This window comes from Francisella sp. 19S2-4, assembly GCF_036281795.1.
Taxonomy (GTDB): domain Bacteria; phylum Pseudomonadota; class Gammaproteobacteria; order Francisellales; family Francisellaceae; genus Francisella.
The window spans coordinates 1-19,077 of record NZ_JAWUZH010000007.1 but is presented as its reverse complement, the minus strand read 5'-3'; the positions used below and the strand labels follow the sequence as shown (position 1 = coordinate 19,077).

Here is a 19,077-nt window from a genome sequence, read left to right as displayed (position 1 = left end):
ACTTAAAAGAAAATTATAAAAGAATAGAATTTTAGTGAAAATTATTGAATTATAAGTCTACAACATGGCCTGATAAGTATTCTGCTACTCCCTCTGGAGATGCTTTCATACCTTCATCACCTTTATTCCAACCAGCAGGACAAACTTCACCATGCTCTTCATGGAATTGTAAAGCTTCAACCATTCTGATAACTTCATCCATATTTCTACCTAATGGAAGATCGTTAACTACCTGATGACGAACCACACCTTCTCTATCAATTAAGAAAGTACCTCTAAAAGCCATTCCACCTTCAGATTGAACGTCATATGCTTTTACGATTTCTTGGTTAATATCAGCAACCATAGTATATTTAACTTGCCCAATACCGCCTTCATTTATAGGAGTATTTCTCCAAGCATTGTGAGTAAAGTGAGAATCTATAGATACAGAAACAACTTCTACACCTAATTCTTTAAGCTTAGCTGTTCTTTTATCTAAAGCAATTAATTCAGATGGACAAACAAATGTAAAATCTAATGGGTAAAAAACTACAACAGCGTATTTACCTTGTATAGATTTAGCAAAATCATAATTATCTACTATCTCACCATTGCCTAATACAGCTGGCGCATTAAATACCGGAGCTTTTTTTCCTACTAATACCATAATTTCATCCTCCATTTAGTAAATTCTTATGGTTATTTATCAAATTTAACGATACTAATTTTGCTTATTATTTACTCTTATGTCAATAATATTTATCGTATATAATAATTCACATTATAAATAATAATATAAAATGCTATGCTTTTGCCTGTTCATAAAAATACTAAACTTTTAATTTTTGATTGTGATGGAACTATAGCTGATAATATGCATATACATACTAATGCCTGGATAGAAGTTTTAACTAAAGAGCAAATAACAATATTTCCAAGTACTCTTGAAAAATATAATGGCTTACCTAGTGAAATGATTTTAGAAGAAATTTTTAACTTTGATAGTAAGCAAGTCCCTCTTATTGCAGAACAAATAAAAGAAACATCATACAATCTTTTGAGTCAGACAAAACCTATTCAACCAATTGTTGATTTAGTCAAACATTATCATAAAAAAATTCCCATGATAGTAATATCTGGTGGCAAGAAGAAAAATGTATATAAAGCTTTAGATACATTAGAGTTGACAGAATTATTTGATGAGATTATTACTGCTGATGATAATCATCCAAGTAAAAATACTCCAGAAGCTTTTACATTATTAGCAGAAAAATATAATGTAAAAAATAATGAATGTCATGTCTTTGAAGATGGTGTGCCAGGACTTATTAATGCTTTAAAAGCAGGAATGACTATTACAGATGTTAGAAATATTAATTTAGACTAATAATACTAGCTAGCAGACTTATAACTAAATAATTGATAAAATATAGCTATATTACTTAACTTAAAAATAACTCTAGCTATGAAAAAAACAATTCTATTAACTAGCTTAATTTTAATATCATCTTTGAGTTATACAGAAGTTGTTGAAACAACTATGTGGAAAACTAAAGATATCGAAAAAAATTATCTAAACAAGTATTTTTGTAATAAAAATTTATCTGATGATGATTGTAAAAAAAATATACAGAATATGAAGTCTTATAATATTGACGTTAACTCTTTAGCTAATAAAGATATTAAAGATATTCAATTAAATAAAATTACTTATAAAACTATAAACACTTTTCCAGCAACAGGTAAAATAGAATCTAACGTCTCTGGACTTTTAATGCTGCCAGATACAAAAAATCCACGAGGAGTAGTTATATATTACCACCCTACTGTGTTTGATAATGCTGGAGTTCCTTCCAATCTAAATAAAAATAATAAAACCAGCATGCTTTTTAATACTATCTACGCTGCAATATATGCTGCAAATGGTTATATTATTGTTGCTCCAGACTACATTGGTCAAGGAGATGATTATAAAAACTATCATCCATATGTTCTATATCCAAGACAAACTGTAAATACTGCTGTAGATATGTTAAATAACGTTAGTAAAGATATTCGTAAAAAATATGATTTAAAAAATAATCAACATTTAAACCTGTACTCAGTAGGTTATTCAGAAGGTGGTGCTTATTCTATATGGAGTGCAAAATGTTTAGGGTGGCGAGGAGATTGTAAAGGTGTAGATAAGCTAGATAATCTATATAAATATAGAGCTGCTGCAGGATTAAGTGGTGCTTATGATATTAGCCAAACCACACTAAATTTTATGACTGATAATAACGATTCAACTAAATATGCCTTGCATAGCAAACTAATAACAACCATGTTAAAACCAGGATTAATGTCTAATACTTTCATGAGCTATTATCACTATGGAAATATTTCAAAAACTATTAGCATAAATGATTTCGATAAAGCGTTCTTTAATATGCAATGTTCTACTTTTTCTCAGGATAAGTGTGATATCCAAGGTAAACACTATACATTTGACAACCTTTTTCTACAAAAACATATACCTAATACAGATTTTGCTGAAGCAATATTTAATAGTGCATTATATAAAAAATATCCAAATCAAGAATCTGCTTCACACTATGGTATACCAACTGGCAATAACTCAATGTATGATCTATTTAACCAAAAAATATTCTCTAATAAAGAACTTCTTGAAACAATGAAAGACGCAGATATTGTAAATCATGGAGAAAAAACTCGAACTCCAATGTATTTATTCGCACTTAAAGAAGACTCTGTTGTAACTCGCTTAAATTATGATAAATTCATGAAGAATGCTAATGCTATAGTAGATGGCTTTGTTTTAAATAATGATAAAATTCTAACTAATACTATTGATTGGCTTCCTGTTGATCTTAATATAAATGAAATAGATCATGTTACAGGTGAAATTTATGCAAATTTATTTGCATATAACTATATAAATGATATGAATAGGGTTTACTCATAATATGATTAAAGAAATTACAGAAAGAACAGGCATATTAGTTAATGATGAAGGCTTAAAAAAACTAGATAATGCTAATATATTTATTGCAGGGTGTGGTGGAGTTGGTTCATTTGTTATAGAAGCATTAGCAAGAGCTGGAGTTGGTAACCTAACAATAGTTGATATGGATGTTGTTGACCCTTCAAATATTAATCGCCAGCTTGTAGCACTACAAAGTACTATTGGTATGCCTAAAGTAGAGGTAATGAAAAAGCGTATTAATGATATTAATCGAGAATGTAACGTTAATGCTTTAGAAACTTTTATAAATCCTGAAAACACTAATGAATTACTTACTCAATATAAATATGATTATGTTATAGATGCTATAGATACTCTAAATGCCAAAGTAAACCTAGTAAAAACTGCTCATGAATTAGATATAAAAACCATATCTAGTATGGGAGCTGGAGGTAAAACTGATCCAACACAAATAAAAGTTACAGACATTTATAAGACCGATGTTTGTGCATTAGCAAGAGCAATGAGAACTCGTCTTAAAAAACAAAATGTCAAAAAAGGCATAAAAGCAGTTTTTTCAACAGAAAAAGGTATAGCCCCCCTACCACCTAAAGATCCTGAACCAAACCAACAAGGTAGATCTAGAGCTACTAATGGTACTCTTAGCTATATGCCATCATTGTTTGGGCTTACTATAGCGGGAGTTGTTATCAAATCAATTATAGGCGATGATTTTAATCATTAAATATTTTAATTATCTCTAGAAATGTAAATTTATATAATTTACCCTTATATTTATTAGCAGTTGATTTAAATTTAATATGCATAAAACTTTTAACTTTAAATATTTATTACTAATATTTTTGATCATTATAGTTTCAAGCTGTTCTGAAAAGGCAAAAATTAATGATAACATGGGAGCTTGTGAAATATTAGCTCAGCATTCAAGCTGGAAAAAATCACTAAAAACAGCTGAACAAAAATATAACTTACCGTCAGCTTTTGCGATGGCAATTATTTATCAGGAATCTCGTTTTGATTCTGAAGCTAAAAGTAAATACTCTTCAGCTTATGGATATGCTCAAGCAGTAGACGGTACTTGGAAACATTTCCAAGAAGATGTTAAATCAAATGCTAAGCGTAATAATTTTGATGATAGTGTACAGTTCATAGGTTGGTATATGTCGCAACTTTCAAAGAGCTTAAAGCTACGTATGACAGATAGTGAAAATCTCTATATGGCATATATGCTTGGAGCAACTGGATTTAAGCGTTATAAAGCAGGTACATTTAAAAATAAAGCAAAAATCCAAGAAGATAAAAAAATTGCTGCTAAAGTAACCAATTATACAAAACTTTATAATTCTCAGTTAAAAGGCTGTAAAATTTAATTTTTTATGAAAAGAATAAATTTAGCTATACTTATAATAAGTATATTACTACTTAATACTACAAGCCTTCTAGCCTCAGCACAAAACACCTCAAATATTAGTATTTGTCAAATATTAAAATATCATCCAAGCTGGAAAAATTCTTTAAAAAACGTTGATAAAAAATATAATATTCCCCCTGCTTTTACTTTAGCTGTTATTCATCAAGAGTCAAAATTTCACGCAAATGCAAAAAATAAAAATTCATCTGCATTTGGATACGCTCAAGCATTAGATGGGACTTGGAAAGTATTCCAAAAAGATGTTGAGCCTAATGCTAAACGTAATAATTTCAATGATAGTGTTGAATTTGTAGACTGGTATATGTCACGATTAGCTCATAAACTTCACTTAAAACCTTCTGATAGTTTTGATCTTTATTTGGCATATATGCTTGGAGAAGGCGGATATAAAAACTATACAAACAATCCTTATCAAAATAATGACTCACTACTAAAAAAAGAAGCTATTGCGGCAAAAGTAAGACTAAAGAGTCAAGTTTATAATTTAGAACTTCAAAATTGCTAAGATTAAAATCTATATGCAAGAGTTGTCATAACTTTTGATTGTAATTTCATAACTACTTTAACAGGTTTAGGTAGTTTTTTACCACCAGCCTTCTCTGCCTCAACAGCATGTTCAGATTCATCTATATACATTTGTTTAAGTATTTCTCGTGAGCGATTATCATTTATAGGTAAACTTTTTAGATGCGAATCTAAATGCTTCATAACTTGTTTTTCTGTTTCTATAACGAAACCATAGCTTAAACTATCGCTTATTGATCCAGCTGTTGCTCCTATACCAAATGATGCCCAATACCAAAATGGATTAAGTAAACTAGGCTTAGCATCTAACTCTTGAAGTCTCTCGCCACACCATGCTAAATGATCATACTCTTCATCAGCTGCATGGTATAGATGCTCTTTAGTCTCTGCTGACTTTGCTACACTTGCTTGGCCTCTGTATAACCCTTGAGCGCAAATTTCACCGGTATAATCAACTCTCATTAACCCCGCAGCGTGCTTTTTATCATTCTCAGATAACTTACCATCAACTGTATTGCTACTTGGAGATTTTCTATTTGGATTTAAAGGCGCTTTTGTAAATCTTGCATAACTATCAAGTTCTTCAATAACTCTATCCAAAAATGATAATTTTCTCATAATGCTATCCCCTACTTAATAAAACCTATATAATGCATTAGCTGCTACTATCGCAAATAAAATATTGAGTATCAAAAATACCCACCCGACACTAAAGCCTTCCTTTATAGAAAATATTGCATAAATAGCTAAAACAATTCCACATACAACCATTGGCTCATTTCTACCTAAAAGTATGCCTAGAGACAAGGATACTAAGCCAATAAATGCAAATATTCTTGGAATATTTAACTTATGCTTACTAAAGTAATAGATACAAAATACAACTACTAAAAATATAAAGACTACAAGGTTATATGTCTTTCCTACTTGCAAGAAAACCATAATAGCACTTATAAATGCTATAGCTTGAGAACCACTAAAAAAAGGCTCTTTTTGTATAGCTGCTGAAATAAATAGAAAAAATGTAGCGACTAATACAATTATATTTTTATCAGAGATGTTAGTCTCAGTTAGACCAAACATAAATATTAATAAGCCTATAATACCTAGATATAAGCCTATACTCTGGATATATTTTTTTTGCATAGAAGAATAAATAAATTTATTTGATTACTATTATAAATATAAACTATGATGGTTACAAAAGTTTTCATTGAATAACAAGCAATTAATTATGTATAATTATAAATATATTCTTGTATTCACTTTTTAGCATAAAAAAGGAGATCTTAATGGCTAGAAAAAAAATAGCACTTATCGGTGCTGGTCATATTGGTGGTACACTTGCTCATTTAGCACTTATCAAACAACTAGGCGACGTAGTTTTATTCGATATCGCTGAAGGTATGCCTCAAGGTAAAGCCCTTGATTTATTACAAACGTGCCCAATTGAAGGCGTTGATTTTAAAGTTAGAGGTACAAATGACTTTAGAGACCTTGAAAACTCGGATGTTGTAATAGTAACAGCAGGTGTTGCTAGAAAACCTGGTATGTCTCGTGATGATCTTTTAGGTATTAATATTAAAGTAATGCAATCAGTTGGTGAAGGTATCAAACACAACTGTCCTAATGCATTTGTGATATGTATTACAAACCCTCTAGATATTATGGTTAACATGCTACAAAAATTTTCTGGTGTACCAGATAATAAAATAGTTGGTATGGCAGGAGTTCTAGATTCAGCAAGATTCAGAACTTTCTTAGCAGATGAGCTAAATGTATCTGTACAACAAGTTCAAGCTTATGTAATGGGTGGTCATGGTGATACTATGGTACCTCTTACTAAAATGTCTAATATTGCTGGTGTTTCTCTAGAGCAGCTTGTAAAAGAAGGGACTTTAAAGCAAGAAAGACTAGACTCTATAGTTGCTAGAACTAGAAGTGGTGGTGGTGAGATTGTAGCTTTACTTAAAACTGGTTCTGCTTATTATGCTCCTGCAGCTGCTGGTATTCAAATGGCTGAAAGTTATTTAAGAGACAAAAAAATGATCCTACCATGTGCTGCTAAAGTAAAAGTTGGTATGTATGGTCTAGATGAAGATTTATTTGTTGGTGTTCCTACTGAGATCTCTGCAAATGGTGTAAGACCTGTAGAAGTTGAGATTTCTGACAAAGAAAGAGAGCAATTACAAATATCTATAGATGCAGTTAAAGAGCTTAATAAAGCTGCCGCTGAAATTTTATCAAAATAAAAAAATTATTAAGATGTAGATAATCCTTATACCATCTACATCTTAAAACTCATTCTACAAAGTCAAGAATAATATTTAACTATTTAGTATTTCAAAATTTTAAAAAATTGATAAAATTTTACATATAAAATTGAATCTATACTAATCTAGTATAGATTTGTAACATTAATAATGTATTAAAATAGGTTTTACTATGTCTGACAAAAATTATCTTAGCATTAATATTAATGTATCAAAAGATCGTGAGCTTTCAGAGCAAGCTTTACAACTTCTTACAAACTATTACTGCTTAGAAAATGAACCATCTCCACAGTATGCTTTTGCTAGAGCCGCTGTTGCATACTCATTTGGGGATACTAATTTAGCTCAGCGTATATATGATGCTGCATCTAATGGTTGGTTTATGTTTGCATCACCAGTGCTTTCTAATGCTCCCCTACCAGGTGCAAAAGTTAAATCATTACCTATTAGTTGTTTTTTATCATATGTGCCAGATTCATTAGAAGGACTCATAGAGCACTCCTCTGAGCTTAGATGGTTATCTGTAAAAGGTGGTGGTGTTGGAGGACATTGGTCAAATGTTAGAGCTGTATCAGATAAGGCTCCTGGACCAATACCATTTATGCATACAGTAGATGCAGATATGGTAGCTTATAGACAAGGTAAAACTCGTAAAGGCTCTTATGCTGCATATATGGATGTATCTCATCCAGATATCGTTGAGTTTTTAGGTATTCGTGTACCTACAGGCGATGTTAATAGAAAATGTCTAAATCTTCACCATGCTGTAAACCTTACAGATGATTTCATGCAAGCAGTTGCTAATGATGAAGACTGGAAACTTGTTGATCCAGATGATAAAACTGTAAGAGATGTAGTTAAAGCACGTAAGATTTGGGAGACCATTCTTGAAACTCGTTATCGTACAGGTGAACCATATCTGAACTTTATAGATACGGCAAATAAAGCATTACCAAAATCTCAAAAAGAGCTTGGATTAACTATCAAAGGCTCAAACCTATGTAATGAAATACACCTAGTTACTGATGAAAATCGCACAGCAGTTTGTTGTTTATCTTCAGTAAATTTAGAAAAATATGATGAGTGGAAAGATACTACTCTAATTAAAGATCTAATTAGATTTTTAGATAATGTCCTACAATTTTTCATAGATCATGCTGGAGATGAAATCTCTAAAGCAAGGTATAGTGCATCTCGTGAAAGAAGCCTTGGCCTAGGAGCTATGGGCTTTCACTCATATTTACAAAAACATCGTATAGCTTTTGAATCTCAAAGAGCTAAAGAAATTAATGAGGAAATATTCAAGAGAATAAAAGATCAAGCTGTAGAGGAAACTCTAATCCTTGGTAAAGAAAAAGGAGAAGCTCCTGATATGGCAGGTAGTGGTCGTAGAAATGCTCATTTATTGGCAATTGCTCCAAATGCAAACAGCTCATTAATATTAAATACCTCTCCAAGTATTGAACCATGGAAAGCAAATGCCTTTACATCTAGAACAAGAGTTGGATCACATCTAACAAAAAATAAATATCTAGAGCAGGAGCTTGAAAAAGTTGGTAGAAATAATGAAGAAGTTTGGTCTAACATTATTACAAATGGCGGCTCTGTACAACAATTAGACTTTTTAAGTAAAGAAGTCAAAGATGTATTTAAAACAGCTATTGAAATGGATCAAGATTGGGTTGTATACTTAGGTGGAGAGCGTCAAAGATATCTATGCCAAGGCCAATCATTAAATGTTTTCTTCCCAGCAGGAGCATCTCGTGGATATCTACATAAAGTACACTTTAATGCTTGGAAATATGGTTGTAAGGGTTTATATTATCTAAGAACTGAAACCTCCAATAGAGCGGAAAATATCTCTAAAAAAGTGGAAAAACAAAGATTAGTAGAATTCTCTGAACTAAAACAGTCTGAGAATGAATGTATTGCTTGTGAGGGATAAAATATGAAAGTAAAAATCTATACTAGAAATGGTTGTCCTTTTTGTGTTTGGGCAAAACAATGGTTTGATGATAATGGTATAAATTTTGATGAAATCACTATAGATGATTATGCTCAAAGAGCTAACTTCTATGATGAAATGAATCAAAGTGGTAAGGTTAGCTACCATATCTCAACAGTACCACAGATATTTGTTGATGATGAACATATTGGTGGCTTTACAGAGTTAAAAGCGAATGCTGATAAAATCTTAAGTAAAAAATAGGTAAAAAATAGTGGAAGTAAAAATATACACAAAAACAAACTGCCCTTTTTGTGCCCTTGCAAAAAGTTGGTTTGGTGCAAATGATATCCCTTTTACACAGATTACTCTTGATAATGATGAAGAAAGATTTAAATTCTATTCAGAAGTAAACAAAAATATACTTTTAATAGAAGAGCATATAAAATCTGTACCTCAAATATTCATTGGCGATGTACATATAGGTGGCTATGATAATCTTATGGCTAGAGCTGGTGAAGTTATAGCTAGAGTTAAAGGATCATCTTTAACAACATTCTCAAAAACATATAAACCATTTAGTTATCCTTGGGCAGTTGATCTAACTGTCAAGCATGAAAAAGCTCACTGGATCGAAGATGAAATAGATCTTTCAGAAGATGTTACTGATTGGAAAAATGGTAAAATCACAAAAATAGAAAAGGAATATATAACAAATATTCTAAGACTATTTACACAATCTGATGTTGCTGTTGGTCAAAATTATTATGATCAATTTATCCCTGCTTTTAAGAATAATGAAGTACGTAATATGCTAGGATCATTTGCAGCTCGTGAAGGTATTCACCAAAGAGCTTATGCTCTTCTTAATGATACTTTAGGACTCCCTGATTCTGAATATCATGCTTTCTTAGAGTATAAAGCGATGACAGATAAAATTGAATTTATGATGGATGCAGATCCTTCGACTCGTCGTGGTTTAGGTTTATGTCTAGCTAAAACTGTATTTAATGAAGGTGTTGCATTATTTGCATCATTTGCAATGCTACTTAATTTTCAACGTTTTGGTAAGATGAAGGGCATGGGAAAAGTTGTAGAATGGTCTATTCGTGATGAATCAATGCACGTAGAAGGTAATGCTGCTCTATTTAGAATGTATTGCCAAGAAAACCCTTATATAGTTGATAATGAATTTAAAAAAGAAATATATCTAATGGCAACACAAGCTGTTGAGCTTGAGGATAGATTTATTGATCTTGCATATGAAATAGGAACTATCGAAGGTCTAAATGCCAGTGAAGTGAAAGAATATATTCGTCATATTACTGATAGACGTTTGAATCAGTTAGGATTAAATGAAATATATAATATTGAAAAGAATCCTTTAACATGGTTAGAGTGGATATTAAATGGCGCAGATCATACAAACTTCTTTGAAAATCGTGTAACAGAATATGAAGTTGCTGGGTTAACTGGTAATTGGGATGAGGCTTATAGATAAACCTATCTTTTTTATTCTTAATCATATTCTGGTAACTTGATTCTATCTTTCAACATACTCCTTAGTAATACTTTCGAAAGCACAGGAATATTTGATACTTTTAACATTAGCTTAGCAATATTTACTTGGAAGTTATTTCTAGGTGCGAAAAGATAAAGATTACTAGTTGCTGTTTTTTGTTTTTTCTGAAGAAATGATTTTAACTTATCCTCATAATTTTTAAATGCTAACTCATAGTTACCCTTAGCTTTATAAAGTTCTCCTGCTAACACATAAGATTCGATCATTGCTAAACCACTACCCTCACCAGCTAATAATGAAGCACAAGCTGCTGCATCACCAATTAATGCAACTCTACCTTTGCTCCAACTCCCCATATGAATCTGGCTTACATGATCAAAATAAAAATCATCTACTTCATCAATTTGTGAAAGTGCTTTATTTACTTCTTGCCATTGCATATCTGCAAATATATTATTAAGTATTTCTTTAGCATCTTCTTTATTTTTAGGAATACCAGTCACAAGCTCTGAACGAAAAGTAAATAAAAATAATGTTTTATTATCTCTCAGAGAGAATCTAGCTACTTGCTTGGTAGCTACTGGACAAACCATATACGTTAGTTCATCCCTTGGTTGATAATCTGATAATGTAAAAGCAACAACATAAGCTCCTAAGTCTTTTTCATATTTCTCAGTTGAACCAAATACCTTAGATCTAATATGTGAGTGTAGACCATCTGCTCCTATTACTAGATCAAACTCTTCTTGCTTACCATTAGATAGTGTTACCTGTGCTCTCTTATTATCTTGTTCCATATCTACAATATGCTCACCAAATCTTACTTCTATACCATGGCAAGAGTTATAAATAGTAGCAGCAAGATCGCTACGTCTAATACTTAGAAAACGTCCATTAACAACTGATGCTAATGTTTTTACGTTAATATCTGAGGTTCTTTTACCTTCTTTATTTAAAAGAGATAGAGTCTCTATAAAATAACCTTTCTCCTTTAATTCAGGTAATAATCCCATCTTTTCAGCAATATCATATCCAGTTCCCCAGAAATCAATTACGTAACCTCCTTCACGTAAGGCTGATGCTTTTTCAAATATTACTGGCTCATATCCATATTTTTTTAGCCACCAAGCTAAAGTTGGTCCAGCTACCCCTGCTCCATTAATTGCTATTTTCATACTAATCCCTCTTTTTTGATAAAACTAATAAACATTTCTATAAAACTATTGGTAATTTCTTTATATAATTTCTTTTCACCTAATATTAAATAATGAAAGCTCAACCCACAAAAATACATATCTAACAACCGAACCATATATTCCTTTTGTTTCTCTGATAAATCAGATTTAAAATATTGAGATATATCATTTGCCCACTTTTTAAACGAGCTATTAAGAATCATTTTAAACTTAGGTCTATATTCAAAATTATGCTGGCTATATCCTAAAAAATAGAAAATCATAATAATTTCTTCTGGTGACTGATCTAGTAAAAAAAAGCTATATTCTGTTGCTTGATGAAGAAATTCTTCAAAATCTTTAAATTTTATAGATGCTAGATTAACTTCCAACTTCTCAACAAAACAATCCAAAATATATAAATATAAATCATCTACTTGAGAGAAATGATGAAAAAATCTACCTTTGCTAATTTCAGCTTTTTTAATAATTTTTGTAGAAGATAGAGCTTGTACTCCTTCTTCTTTGACTATTTGATATACGGCTTGTAATATTTTTTGTTTTGTTTGCTCTGTTTTAACTTGATGTGTACTCATGTTAACTTTACTTACTCTATTAGCCAGCTTTCAGCATCTTTCTCATTTTCAAATATTTTAATCTCTCCTGAGATAAACACTTTAAAAATATCTACAGACACTTTCATCCAAGTTTTATGAGTAACAATAGCCATCTTAGCAAAATCTTTTCTATGTGATATTGCTGTTCTAAAATCATCTACCATTGCTTTTAGTTCCATTCCAGTAAAATCATCTATAATAATCATTACTTTTATAGCTCCTTTTTTCGCTAGCTCATCTATTACTGGAATCAATGTATTTATATAATCTTTATGTGTTAATTTTCCTTCCACAGTGACTTTTGTATATTCTTTTTTATTACTTATTTGAAACATAACCAACTCCCTAGTTCTATAATGCTTAACGGAATATTACTTCCCTTTATTAATCATATTACAGACCAAATGGTTTGTATATAAAATATTAAAAAATAGACAAAAAATTAATTAATTGAAAATAGAATTATTTATATTTGAAATGAAATTTTATAAGCTTTAAATAAGTATCAATTTTATCGAATTTCTTCTAGCTCAGCTAACGCTTCAAACCATTCTAGCTCAGTTTCTTCAATTTTTTCTTTTAACTGTGCATGATCGTTTAAAATTTGTTGTAACTTCTGTTTGTCATCATACAACTCTTGATCTTGTAGAATTTTTTGTATTTGTAAATCTTGCTGCTGAAGCTTTTCTAATGCTCGCTCAAGTTTTTTAACTTTATCCTGTATAGGTTTTAGCTGTTTTCTTTTATCTGCAGATAATTTTCTATTTTGCTTTTTAGGATCATCACTAGATTCTGGTGATTTACTTGATATATTATTCTCAGTCTTTTTAACTTCAAGAATATACTTATAATAATCTTTCATATCACCATCAAATGCTCTAACTTGGCCTTCACCTACAAGCATATATTCATCGACCGTTGATTCAAGTAAGAACCTATCATGAGAAACTAAAATAATAGCTCCTTGGAAACTTTGTAATGCTACTGTTAGAGCTTCACGCACACCAATATCTAAATGGTTTGTTGGTTCATCTAATAAAAGAAAGTTTGGCTCTTGATAAACAATCATTGCTAAAGCTAAACGAGCTTTTTCACCACCAGAGAAAGTACCTGCTTTTGCTAGCGCTTTATCACCAACAAAATTAAAGCTTCCTAAAAAAGTTCGTAGCTTTTCTTGTGTTGCTTTAGGATCTAAGCGCTGCATATGTAGTAATGGTGAAGCCTCTGAGTCAAGCATATCTAATGAATGCTGTGAGAAATACCCTACTCTAAGATTTGGATGCTTTTCAATCTTACCAGATAAGATATCAATCTCACCAATTAGAGATTTAATCAAAGTTGACTTACCAGCTCCATTTAAACCTAAGAGACCTATACGCATCTCATTATAGATATTTAGTTTTACATTATTTAAGATCTTTTTATCGCCATAGCCAAGATCAGCATTTTGCAGACTAACTAAAGTTCCACCCAAATGCTCTTTGACTTGTTTAAATTCAAAGCTAAAGTCTGATTCTGTCTTAACAGCTTCAACACGCTGTATTTTCTCAAGCATTTTTACACGGCTTTGTGCTTGCTTTGCTTTAGATGCTTTGGCTTTAAATCTATCAACAAAGCTCTGTAAATGAGCTATATGCTTTTGCTGTTTCTCAAATTGCTTTTGTTGTAGAACTTGTTGTTCATAAGCTTGTCTTTCATATGATGAGTAATTACCTGTATATATAGCTATACTTTTATTCTCAATATGAAATATTTGTTTGACAACATTATCTAAAAAAATTCTATCATGCGAAATAAGTAATAATGATCCTTTATATTCTTGTAAATATTCTTCAAGCCATAAAACTGCATCTAGATCTAAGTGGTTCGTAGGTTCATCAAGTAATAAAATATCTGACTCTTGTAATAATGCTTGAGCTAGATTTAATCTTATCTGCCAACCACCAGAGAGTTCTTTTACTTTTTGTTGTAACTGACTAACACTAAAACCTAAACCTGATAATAACTTACCCGCTTGAGATTCTATAGCATATCCCCCAAGAGATTCATACTCCTCATGATATTTTGAATATTCAACGAAATTCTCAGTTGCTAGAGAATCATCCATTTTTATTTTTAGCTGCTTTAGTGATTCTATACCGTTAACTACATAATCAATCACTTTAGCATCAAAATCATCAACCTCTTGCTTAACCGTAACTATACGAGTATTTTTGGCAATCTCAATATCTCCTTTATCAGGAGTTAAGTTACCTTGTATTAAATTAAAAAGCGTAGTTTTACCAGTACCATTTTTTCCAACTAAACCTATTTTTTGATTAGGAAAAATTGAGAAGTTAATATTATCAAATAACTCTTTTATCTCTACTTGATAAGATACATTCTTAAAGAAGATCATCAGTTTTAATATAAATATTTTAATTATCTAAGATTATATACATTAAGTATTTATATAAAAGAGTTTTAACTAAAAGTAGACTATCGATTTAACTTATTTAGCAATGCTAGATAAATAAAACAAATAATGTAAGCAACAACTGTTCCCCAGTTAATTCCTATAATTGGATATAACCAAAAAATTAACAAATCATATATTACTAAAATAGACACTCCATATGAAAAGTGTTTAAGTACATTTGGATAAATTTGTGCACCATAGCTAAAAATTAATACTGTACATACTGATGCCAACATTACTGGGAATGAGGAAAATATCCCTGCCCACTGATGGCCAACAGATTTAGATACTCCTGTAATTAATAAAACTAGTACGGAAACAAATACTATCCTAAATAAAATAATCATAATTTTATTAAGTGGCTTTGATGTATTTTTCTTAGTGACGTTTGTAGTTTTTGGTACTTGAGAAAAAAATATAATACTAACTATCATAGATAATATAAATATTACAAATCCTGACAATACGTTTAAATTTAATAATGTGACAAAATATCCACTAATAAAATAAATAATTAAAGCAGCAACAGTTGCACTGATAGTATTTAAAAAGCGCCGATTAGCATATAATTTTCCACCCAGATAAAAACCTATTGTAAATAACAAGGTATTAGCAAACCCTGCTATTGCATAAGGCATCGAGTTAACTAAAAATCCAACTCCATTTTGTTGGGCATAGAAATAAGTAAAGATACCTACACTTAATGGTAACCCAGAGAACAATCCACCTAATCTTGGACTTTTCTCAGAAATATATATAAGCCCTAATACCATTAGTATAGATAGTGTTAACTTAATCATTATTAACATCATATTAGATGTTCTCCTAGTACATTACTTTATTTCATCTAATTCAGTTTTAGAATCATATCACACACTTTCATACTCTTAATAATAAATTAATAATTAAATTACATATAATTTAGCAGCTATAAAAAGTACCCTCCTAAATGGTCATGATATAATTAAGTAGTTAGTATTTAAATAACCTTATAAATGACAGATATTATAATTGTATTATTTAATGATTTTGAGACTCTAGATGTATTTGGTCCTGTAGAAGTCTTAGGAGGTTTTAAAGAATACTTCAAACTTGAATACTATTCTCTTAAAGGTGGAAATATTATCAGTAGTCAAAATGTCTCAATAGCTACCAAAAAACTAGATCAAATAAACTCAAAAGATTATATATTATTTGTCCCTGGAGGTATGGGTACTCGCCAGTTAATATATGATAAAGAACTAATAATAGAACTAACTAGATTAGCAGTTAACGCTAAATATATCTTAACAGTTTGTACAGGATCTTCTTTATTTTCACAGACAACTCTACTAGATAATAAAAAAGCTACCTCAAATAAGAAAGCTCTTAGTTGGACAAAATCTATAGCTCCAAAGGTAGAATGGATTGATAAAGCTAGATGGGTAAAAGATAGAAATATTTACTCAAGCTCAGGAGTTAGTGCTGGTATAGATATGAGTTTAGGATTTATTGCAGATTTATTGGGTTATGATGTAGCTAAACAAAAAAGTATTGAGATAGAATACTCCTGGCAAGAAGATGCAACTATAGATGAATTTGCAGATATTTATAAATAATAATCATGGATAAGACAAGAAAAATAATACATCTTGATATGGATTATTTCTTTGCTCAAGTAGAAGAAAAAACAAATCCAAGCTTAAAAGATAAGCCCTTTGCAGTTGGAGGTACAAATCCTAAGCGAGGGGTAATTTCTACATGTAACTATATTGCGCGCGAATATGGTGTCCACTCTGCGATGCCAACATCTATTGCACTACAAAAATGCCCTAACCTAATACTTTTAAATACTGATTTTGCAAAATATAAAGCTGCTTCTGCAATTATTAGAGAGATATTTCATTCTTTTACAGATAAGGTTGAGCCTCTATCTCTTGATGAAGCATACCTCGATGTTACAAATGTAGAAGAATATAAAAACAGTGCGACATTGATTGCTCAAGCAATTAAACAAGAGATATTTGACAAAACTGGTCTTACAGGCTCAGCTGGCGTAGCTCCAAATAAACTCTTGGCAAAGATAGCTAGTGATATAAATAAGCCTAATGGATTATATGTAATAACTCCCGAGCAAGTTAATAATTTCGTAAAAGATCTACCAGTCAAAAAACTCTTTGGTGTTGGTAAGGTATCTCAAGAAAAACTAAAAAATATGAACGTTGAAATATGCTCACAGTTACAACAGATTAGTCTAAATACCCTTATAGATAGATTCGGTAAATTTGGTGCTAGTTTATATAATTATGCTAGAGGTATTGATAATCGAGAAGTTAACCCTATCCGTATTCGTAAATCTGTAAGTGTTGAAAATACATATCTAGACGATTTAAATACTTTAGATGCTTGTCTAGAAAAACTACTTAGTTTATATGACAAGCTAACTAGCAGAATGTCAGATGAGTATTATAAAAATATTGTAGGTATTTTTGTAAAATTTACAGATACTAAATTTAATAAAACAAGTCTAACTAGAGTAGCTAAAACTCTAGATAAAGAAGTCCTTAAAAATCTAATAATTGAGTTATATCAAAAACAAAATTATCCAATCCGTTTAATGGGTATTGGTATACGCCTAGGAGAAGTTGATGATAGACAGATGGAGTTATTTTAGTACAGCTTCAATCTCACTTATTAATTTATCTATCTCAGCAGTATTTTGCTTGATTTCATTTACTAGCTCTAATGGTGATTTATGCTCGATTGTTTCAATTTTATTAGGATTTTTAGCGGATATATCATAGTCTTTAATATCTGCGACATTTACTATCCAGCTATTTTCTGTAAGCTTGCGAGATTGCCAAATTTCTAAAAACTCTGCAAAATGCTCAAACTGAATTGGTTTATTTTTAGTTAGTTTATACGGTGGTGTTATTTCATAATAGAAAATATCTGTAGTGCTACCCTCTCTATCAAAGAAAATCACATTTGTCTTAACTCCGCTATATGGTAAAAATACCCCAGCAGGTAATGAAACTATAGTATGGACATTATAGTTTTCAAGTAATTCTTTTTTGACATTTTTAAACGCGTTATTTGTCTGAAAAAGCACACCCTCTGGCACAACTACCCCGCATCTACCACCTAGTTTGAGACTTTTGTAAATATGTTGTAAAAATAGTAGCTCCGTAGCATTTGATTTGATTGGAAAGTTAGTCTGAATAGTTGTTTTTTCTTTACCGCCAAATGGTGGATTAGCAAGGATGATATTATAACGATCTTTCTCCTCAAGACTACGAATATCTTTGACAAGTGTATTTGCCTTGTTAATATTTGGCGATGTAATACCATGTAGGATCATATTCATCACACCCATTACATACGATAAAGGTGTTTTTTCTTTGCCAAAGAAAGTCTCTTCATTAAGAAATTTCAACTGTGTAGTTGATAGCTCCTTGCTATACATATGCTCATAAGCATCTATCAAAAAGCCACAAGTTCCAGCCGCTGGATCATATACTGTTTGCTCAGCTTGAGGATTAACTACATCTACGATAGCCTTAACTAGTGGTCTTGGAGTATAGAATTCACCACTATTACCACCATCAGAACCCATCTCTTTAAGTAAGTTTTCATAGATCTGTGATAGTTGGTATAGGTCTTCTTTTTTATTGAAGTTTAACTCATCAATTTCATTAATAACATCACGCAAAGTATGACCACTAGCTACACGGTTATCTATATACTCAAATACTGCACCTATTTTATATTTAAGAGTTTTGACATTTTCATCTATCGATTTAAAAGATTTCAGATATGGAAAAAGCTCTTTATTAACAAACTCCAGTAAATCATCACCGCTATCAGCATTAATAACATCTAGCTTGTCATCTGCACCTTTTGGAGCTGCCCAAGTATTCCAACGGTATTTTTCATCTAAAACAAACGTATACTCTTCGCCTGTTAGCTCTGCCTCTAGAGATTTTTCATTCTCATAGTCGTTCAAGAATTTTAAAAAAAGAATCCAGCTGACTTGCTCAGTATAGTGCATCGCCCCGCTAATTCCGTCATCTCGTCTTAGTATGTCTGTTATTCTATTTATCTTTGAAAGACTGTTGAATAAATCTTTCAATTTCTATGAATAGGAATATTTTTGCTATTTTTAGTAAAAACTTAGCCTTAA

General features: G+C 31.0%; 20 protein-coding genes. 11 read left to right on the top strand and 9 right to left on the bottom strand.

Annotated features, from left to right (window positions below):
• Positions 1 to 49 precede the first annotated feature (49 nt).
• Positions 50 to 649, bottom strand: a complete 600-nt coding sequence (locus R8535_RS02750; protein ID WP_442902158.1) for a peroxiredoxin — start codon at positions 647 to 649, stop codon at positions 50 to 52.
• Positions 650 to 787: 138 nt separating this feature from the next.
• Between R8535_RS02750 and R8535_RS02745 the strand changes: the two genes are divergently transcribed.
• The 5 genes from R8535_RS02745 (at position 788) to R8535_RS02725 (ending at position 4,905) form a co-directional block, all read left to right on the top strand.
• Positions 788 to 1,369 carry an HAD family hydrolase gene (locus tag R8535_RS02745; RefSeq protein ID WP_329496389.1) on the top strand — a complete coding sequence of 194 codons (582 nt, stop codon included), beginning with the start codon at positions 788 to 790 and terminating at the stop codon, positions 1,367 to 1,369.
• 78 nt (positions 1,370 to 1,447) lie between these two features.
• The gene (locus tag R8535_RS02740; protein WP_329496391.1) at positions 1,448 to 2,947 is read left to right on the top strand and encodes a lysophospholipase; all 1,500 of its coding nucleotides are present in this window, start codon (positions 1,448 to 1,450) and stop codon (positions 2,945 to 2,947) included.
• Between the two features lies 1 nt (position 2,948).
• Entirely contained in the window at positions 2,949 to 3,692 is a 744-nt protein-coding gene (locus tag R8535_RS02735) for a tRNA threonylcarbamoyladenosine dehydratase (RefSeq protein WP_329496392.1), read from the top strand.
• Positions 3,693 to 3,768: 76 nt separating this feature from the next.
• A complete protein-coding gene (locus R8535_RS02730; RefSeq protein ID WP_329496394.1) occupies positions 3,769 to 4,338 on the top strand; it encodes a transglycosylase SLT domain-containing protein in 570 nt (189 codons plus the stop codon).
• Positions 4,339 to 4,344: 6 nt separating this feature from the next.
• Positions 4,345 to 4,905 carry a transglycosylase SLT domain-containing protein gene (locus tag R8535_RS02725; protein WP_329496396.1) on the top strand — a complete coding sequence of 187 codons (561 nt, stop codon included), beginning with the start codon at positions 4,345 to 4,347 and terminating at the stop codon, positions 4,903 to 4,905.
• Between the two features lie 2 nt (positions 4,906 to 4,907).
• Here R8535_RS02725 and coq7 read toward each other — a convergent pair whose 3' ends face one another.
• Positions 4,908 to 5,543, bottom strand: a complete 636-nt coding sequence (coq7, locus tag R8535_RS02720) for a 2-polyprenyl-3-methyl-6-methoxy-1,4-benzoquinone monooxygenase (RefSeq protein WP_329496399.1) — start codon at positions 5,541 to 5,543, stop codon at positions 4,908 to 4,910.
• Positions 5,544 to 5,558: 15 nt separating this feature from the next.
• Entirely contained in the window at positions 5,559 to 6,071 is a 513-nt protein-coding gene (locus tag R8535_RS02715) for an MFS transporter (protein WP_329496401.1), read from the bottom strand.
• 146 nt (positions 6,072 to 6,217) lie between these two features.
• Here R8535_RS02715 and mdh point away from each other — a divergent pair, with 146 nt between their 5' ends.
• From mdh to R8535_RS02695, 4 genes are all read left to right on the top strand, one after another.
• Positions 6,218 to 7,177: a malate dehydrogenase gene (gene mdh / locus R8535_RS02710; RefSeq protein WP_329496403.1), complete on the top strand. Its 960-nt coding sequence runs from the start codon at positions 6,218 to 6,220 to the stop codon at positions 7,175 to 7,177.
• A gap of 193 nt (positions 7,178 to 7,370) precedes the next feature.
• Positions 7,371 to 9,143: a ribonucleoside-diphosphate reductase subunit alpha gene (locus R8535_RS02705; RefSeq protein WP_329496405.1), complete on the top strand. Its 1,773-nt coding sequence runs from the start codon at positions 7,371 to 7,373 to the stop codon at positions 9,141 to 9,143.
• A 3-nt stretch (positions 9,144 to 9,146) separates the two neighbouring features.
• A complete protein-coding gene (locus tag R8535_RS02700; RefSeq protein WP_329496407.1) occupies positions 9,147 to 9,407 on the top strand; it encodes a glutaredoxin in 261 nt (86 codons plus the stop codon).
• Positions 9,408 to 9,414: 7 nt separating this feature from the next.
• The gene (locus tag R8535_RS02695) at positions 9,415 to 10,644 is read left to right on the top strand and encodes a ribonucleotide-diphosphate reductase subunit beta (RefSeq protein WP_329496427.1); all 1,230 of its coding nucleotides are present in this window, start codon (positions 9,415 to 9,417) and stop codon (positions 10,642 to 10,644) included.
• 17 nt (positions 10,645 to 10,661) lie between these two features.
• On the opposite strand, the gene R8535_RS02690 is transcribed toward R8535_RS02695, so the two are convergent.
• From R8535_RS02690 to R8535_RS02670, 5 genes are all read right to left on the bottom strand, one after another.
• Entirely contained in the window at positions 10,662 to 11,840 is a 1,179-nt protein-coding gene (locus R8535_RS02690) for an FAD-binding domain (protein WP_329496409.1), read from the bottom strand.
• Positions 11,837 to 12,436, bottom strand: a complete 600-nt coding sequence (locus tag R8535_RS02685; RefSeq protein WP_329496411.1) for a TetR/AcrR family transcriptional regulator — start codon at positions 12,434 to 12,436, stop codon at positions 11,837 to 11,839. Before R8535_RS02685 ends, R8535_RS02690 begins: the two co-directional genes overlap by 4 nt.
• A gap of 11 nt (positions 12,437 to 12,447) precedes the next feature.
• Positions 12,448 to 12,792, bottom strand: a complete 345-nt coding sequence (locus R8535_RS02680) for an STAS/SEC14 domain-containing protein (protein ID WP_329496412.1) — start codon at positions 12,790 to 12,792, stop codon at positions 12,448 to 12,450.
• A gap of 176 nt (positions 12,793 to 12,968) precedes the next feature.
• The gene (locus R8535_RS02675; protein WP_329496415.1) at positions 12,969 to 14,855 is read right to left on the bottom strand and encodes an ABC-F family ATP-binding cassette domain-containing protein; all 1,887 of its coding nucleotides are present in this window, start codon (positions 14,853 to 14,855) and stop codon (positions 12,969 to 12,971) included.
• Positions 14,856 to 14,935: 80 nt separating this feature from the next.
• On the bottom strand, positions 14,936 to 15,727 hold the full coding sequence (locus R8535_RS02670) for an MFS transporter (RefSeq protein WP_329496417.1): 792 nt from the start codon (positions 15,725 to 15,727) through the stop codon (positions 14,936 to 14,938).
• Between the two features lie 183 nt (positions 15,728 to 15,910).
• Here R8535_RS02670 and R8535_RS02665 point away from each other — a divergent pair, with 183 nt between their 5' ends.
• On the top strand, positions 15,911 to 16,513 hold the full coding sequence (locus tag R8535_RS02665; RefSeq protein WP_329496419.1) for a DJ-1/PfpI family protein: 603 nt from the start codon (positions 15,911 to 15,913) through the stop codon (positions 16,511 to 16,513).
• Between the two features lie 5 nt (positions 16,514 to 16,518).
• Positions 16,519 to 17,568 carry a DNA polymerase IV gene (dinB, locus tag R8535_RS02660; RefSeq protein WP_329496421.1) on the top strand — a complete coding sequence of 350 codons (1,050 nt, stop codon included), beginning with the start codon at positions 16,519 to 16,521 and terminating at the stop codon, positions 17,566 to 17,568.
• On the opposite strand, the gene R8535_RS02655 is transcribed toward dinB, so the two are convergent.
• Positions 17,560 to 19,026 carry a type I restriction-modification system subunit M gene (locus tag R8535_RS02655; RefSeq protein WP_329496423.1) on the bottom strand — a complete coding sequence of 489 codons (1,467 nt, stop codon included), beginning with the start codon at positions 19,024 to 19,026 and terminating at the stop codon, positions 17,560 to 17,562. The genes dinB and R8535_RS02655 overlap by 9 nt on opposite strands.
• Between the last annotated feature and the right edge of the window lie 51 nt (positions 19,027 to 19,077).

Coding starts and splice junctions, on each gene's coding strand:
- R8535_RS02745 (WP_329496389.1), top strand. CDS start 788: ATGCTTTTGCCTGTTCATAAAAATACTAAACTTTTAATTTTTGATTGT.
- R8535_RS02750 (WP_442902158.1), bottom strand. CDS start 649: ATGGTATTAGTAGGAAAAAAAGCTCCGGTATTTAATGCGCCAGCTGTA.
- R8535_RS02730 (WP_329496394.1), top strand. CDS start 3,769: ATGCATAAAACTTTTAACTTTAAATATTTATTACTAATATTTTTGATC.
- R8535_RS02740 (WP_329496391.1), top strand. CDS start 1,448: ATGAAAAAAACAATTCTATTAACTAGCTTAATTTTAATATCATCTTTG.
- R8535_RS02675 (WP_329496415.1), bottom strand. CDS start 14,855: ATGATCTTCTTTAAGAATGTATCTTATCAAGTAGAGATAAAAGAGTTA.
- R8535_RS02685 (WP_329496411.1), bottom strand. CDS start 12,436: ATGAGTACACATCAAGTTAAAACAGAGCAAACAAAACAAAAAATATTA.
- mdh (WP_329496403.1), top strand. CDS start 6,218: ATGGCTAGAAAAAAAATAGCACTTATCGGTGCTGGTCATATTGGTGGT.
- R8535_RS02715 (WP_329496401.1), bottom strand. CDS start 6,071: ATGCAAAAAAAATATATCCAGAGTATAGGCTTATATCTAGGTATTATA.
- R8535_RS02705 (WP_329496405.1), top strand. CDS start 7,371: ATGTCTGACAAAAATTATCTTAGCATTAATATTAATGTATCAAAAGAT.
- R8535_RS02680 (WP_329496412.1), bottom strand. CDS start 12,792: ATGTTTCAAATAAGTAATAAAAAAGAATATACAAAAGTCACTGTGGAA.
- R8535_RS02670 (WP_329496417.1), bottom strand. CDS start 15,727: ATGATGTTAATAATGATTAAGTTAACACTATCTATACTAATGGTATTA.
- R8535_RS02700 (WP_329496407.1), top strand. CDS start 9,147: ATGAAAGTAAAAATCTATACTAGAAATGGTTGTCCTTTTTGTGTTTGG.
- dinB (WP_329496421.1), top strand. CDS start 16,519: ATGGATAAGACAAGAAAAATAATACATCTTGATATGGATTATTTCTTT.
- R8535_RS02690 (WP_329496409.1), bottom strand. CDS start 11,840: ATGAAAATAGCAATTAATGGAGCAGGGGTAGCTGGACCAACTTTAGCT.
- R8535_RS02735 (WP_329496392.1), top strand. CDS start 2,949: ATGATTAAAGAAATTACAGAAAGAACAGGCATATTAGTTAATGATGAA.
- coq7 (WP_329496399.1), bottom strand. CDS start 5,543: ATGAGAAAATTATCATTTTTGGATAGAGTTATTGAAGAACTTGATAGT.
- R8535_RS02725 (WP_329496396.1), top strand. CDS start 4,345: ATGAAAAGAATAAATTTAGCTATACTTATAATAAGTATATTACTACTT.
- R8535_RS02665 (WP_329496419.1), top strand. CDS start 15,911: ATGACAGATATTATAATTGTATTATTTAATGATTTTGAGACTCTAGAT.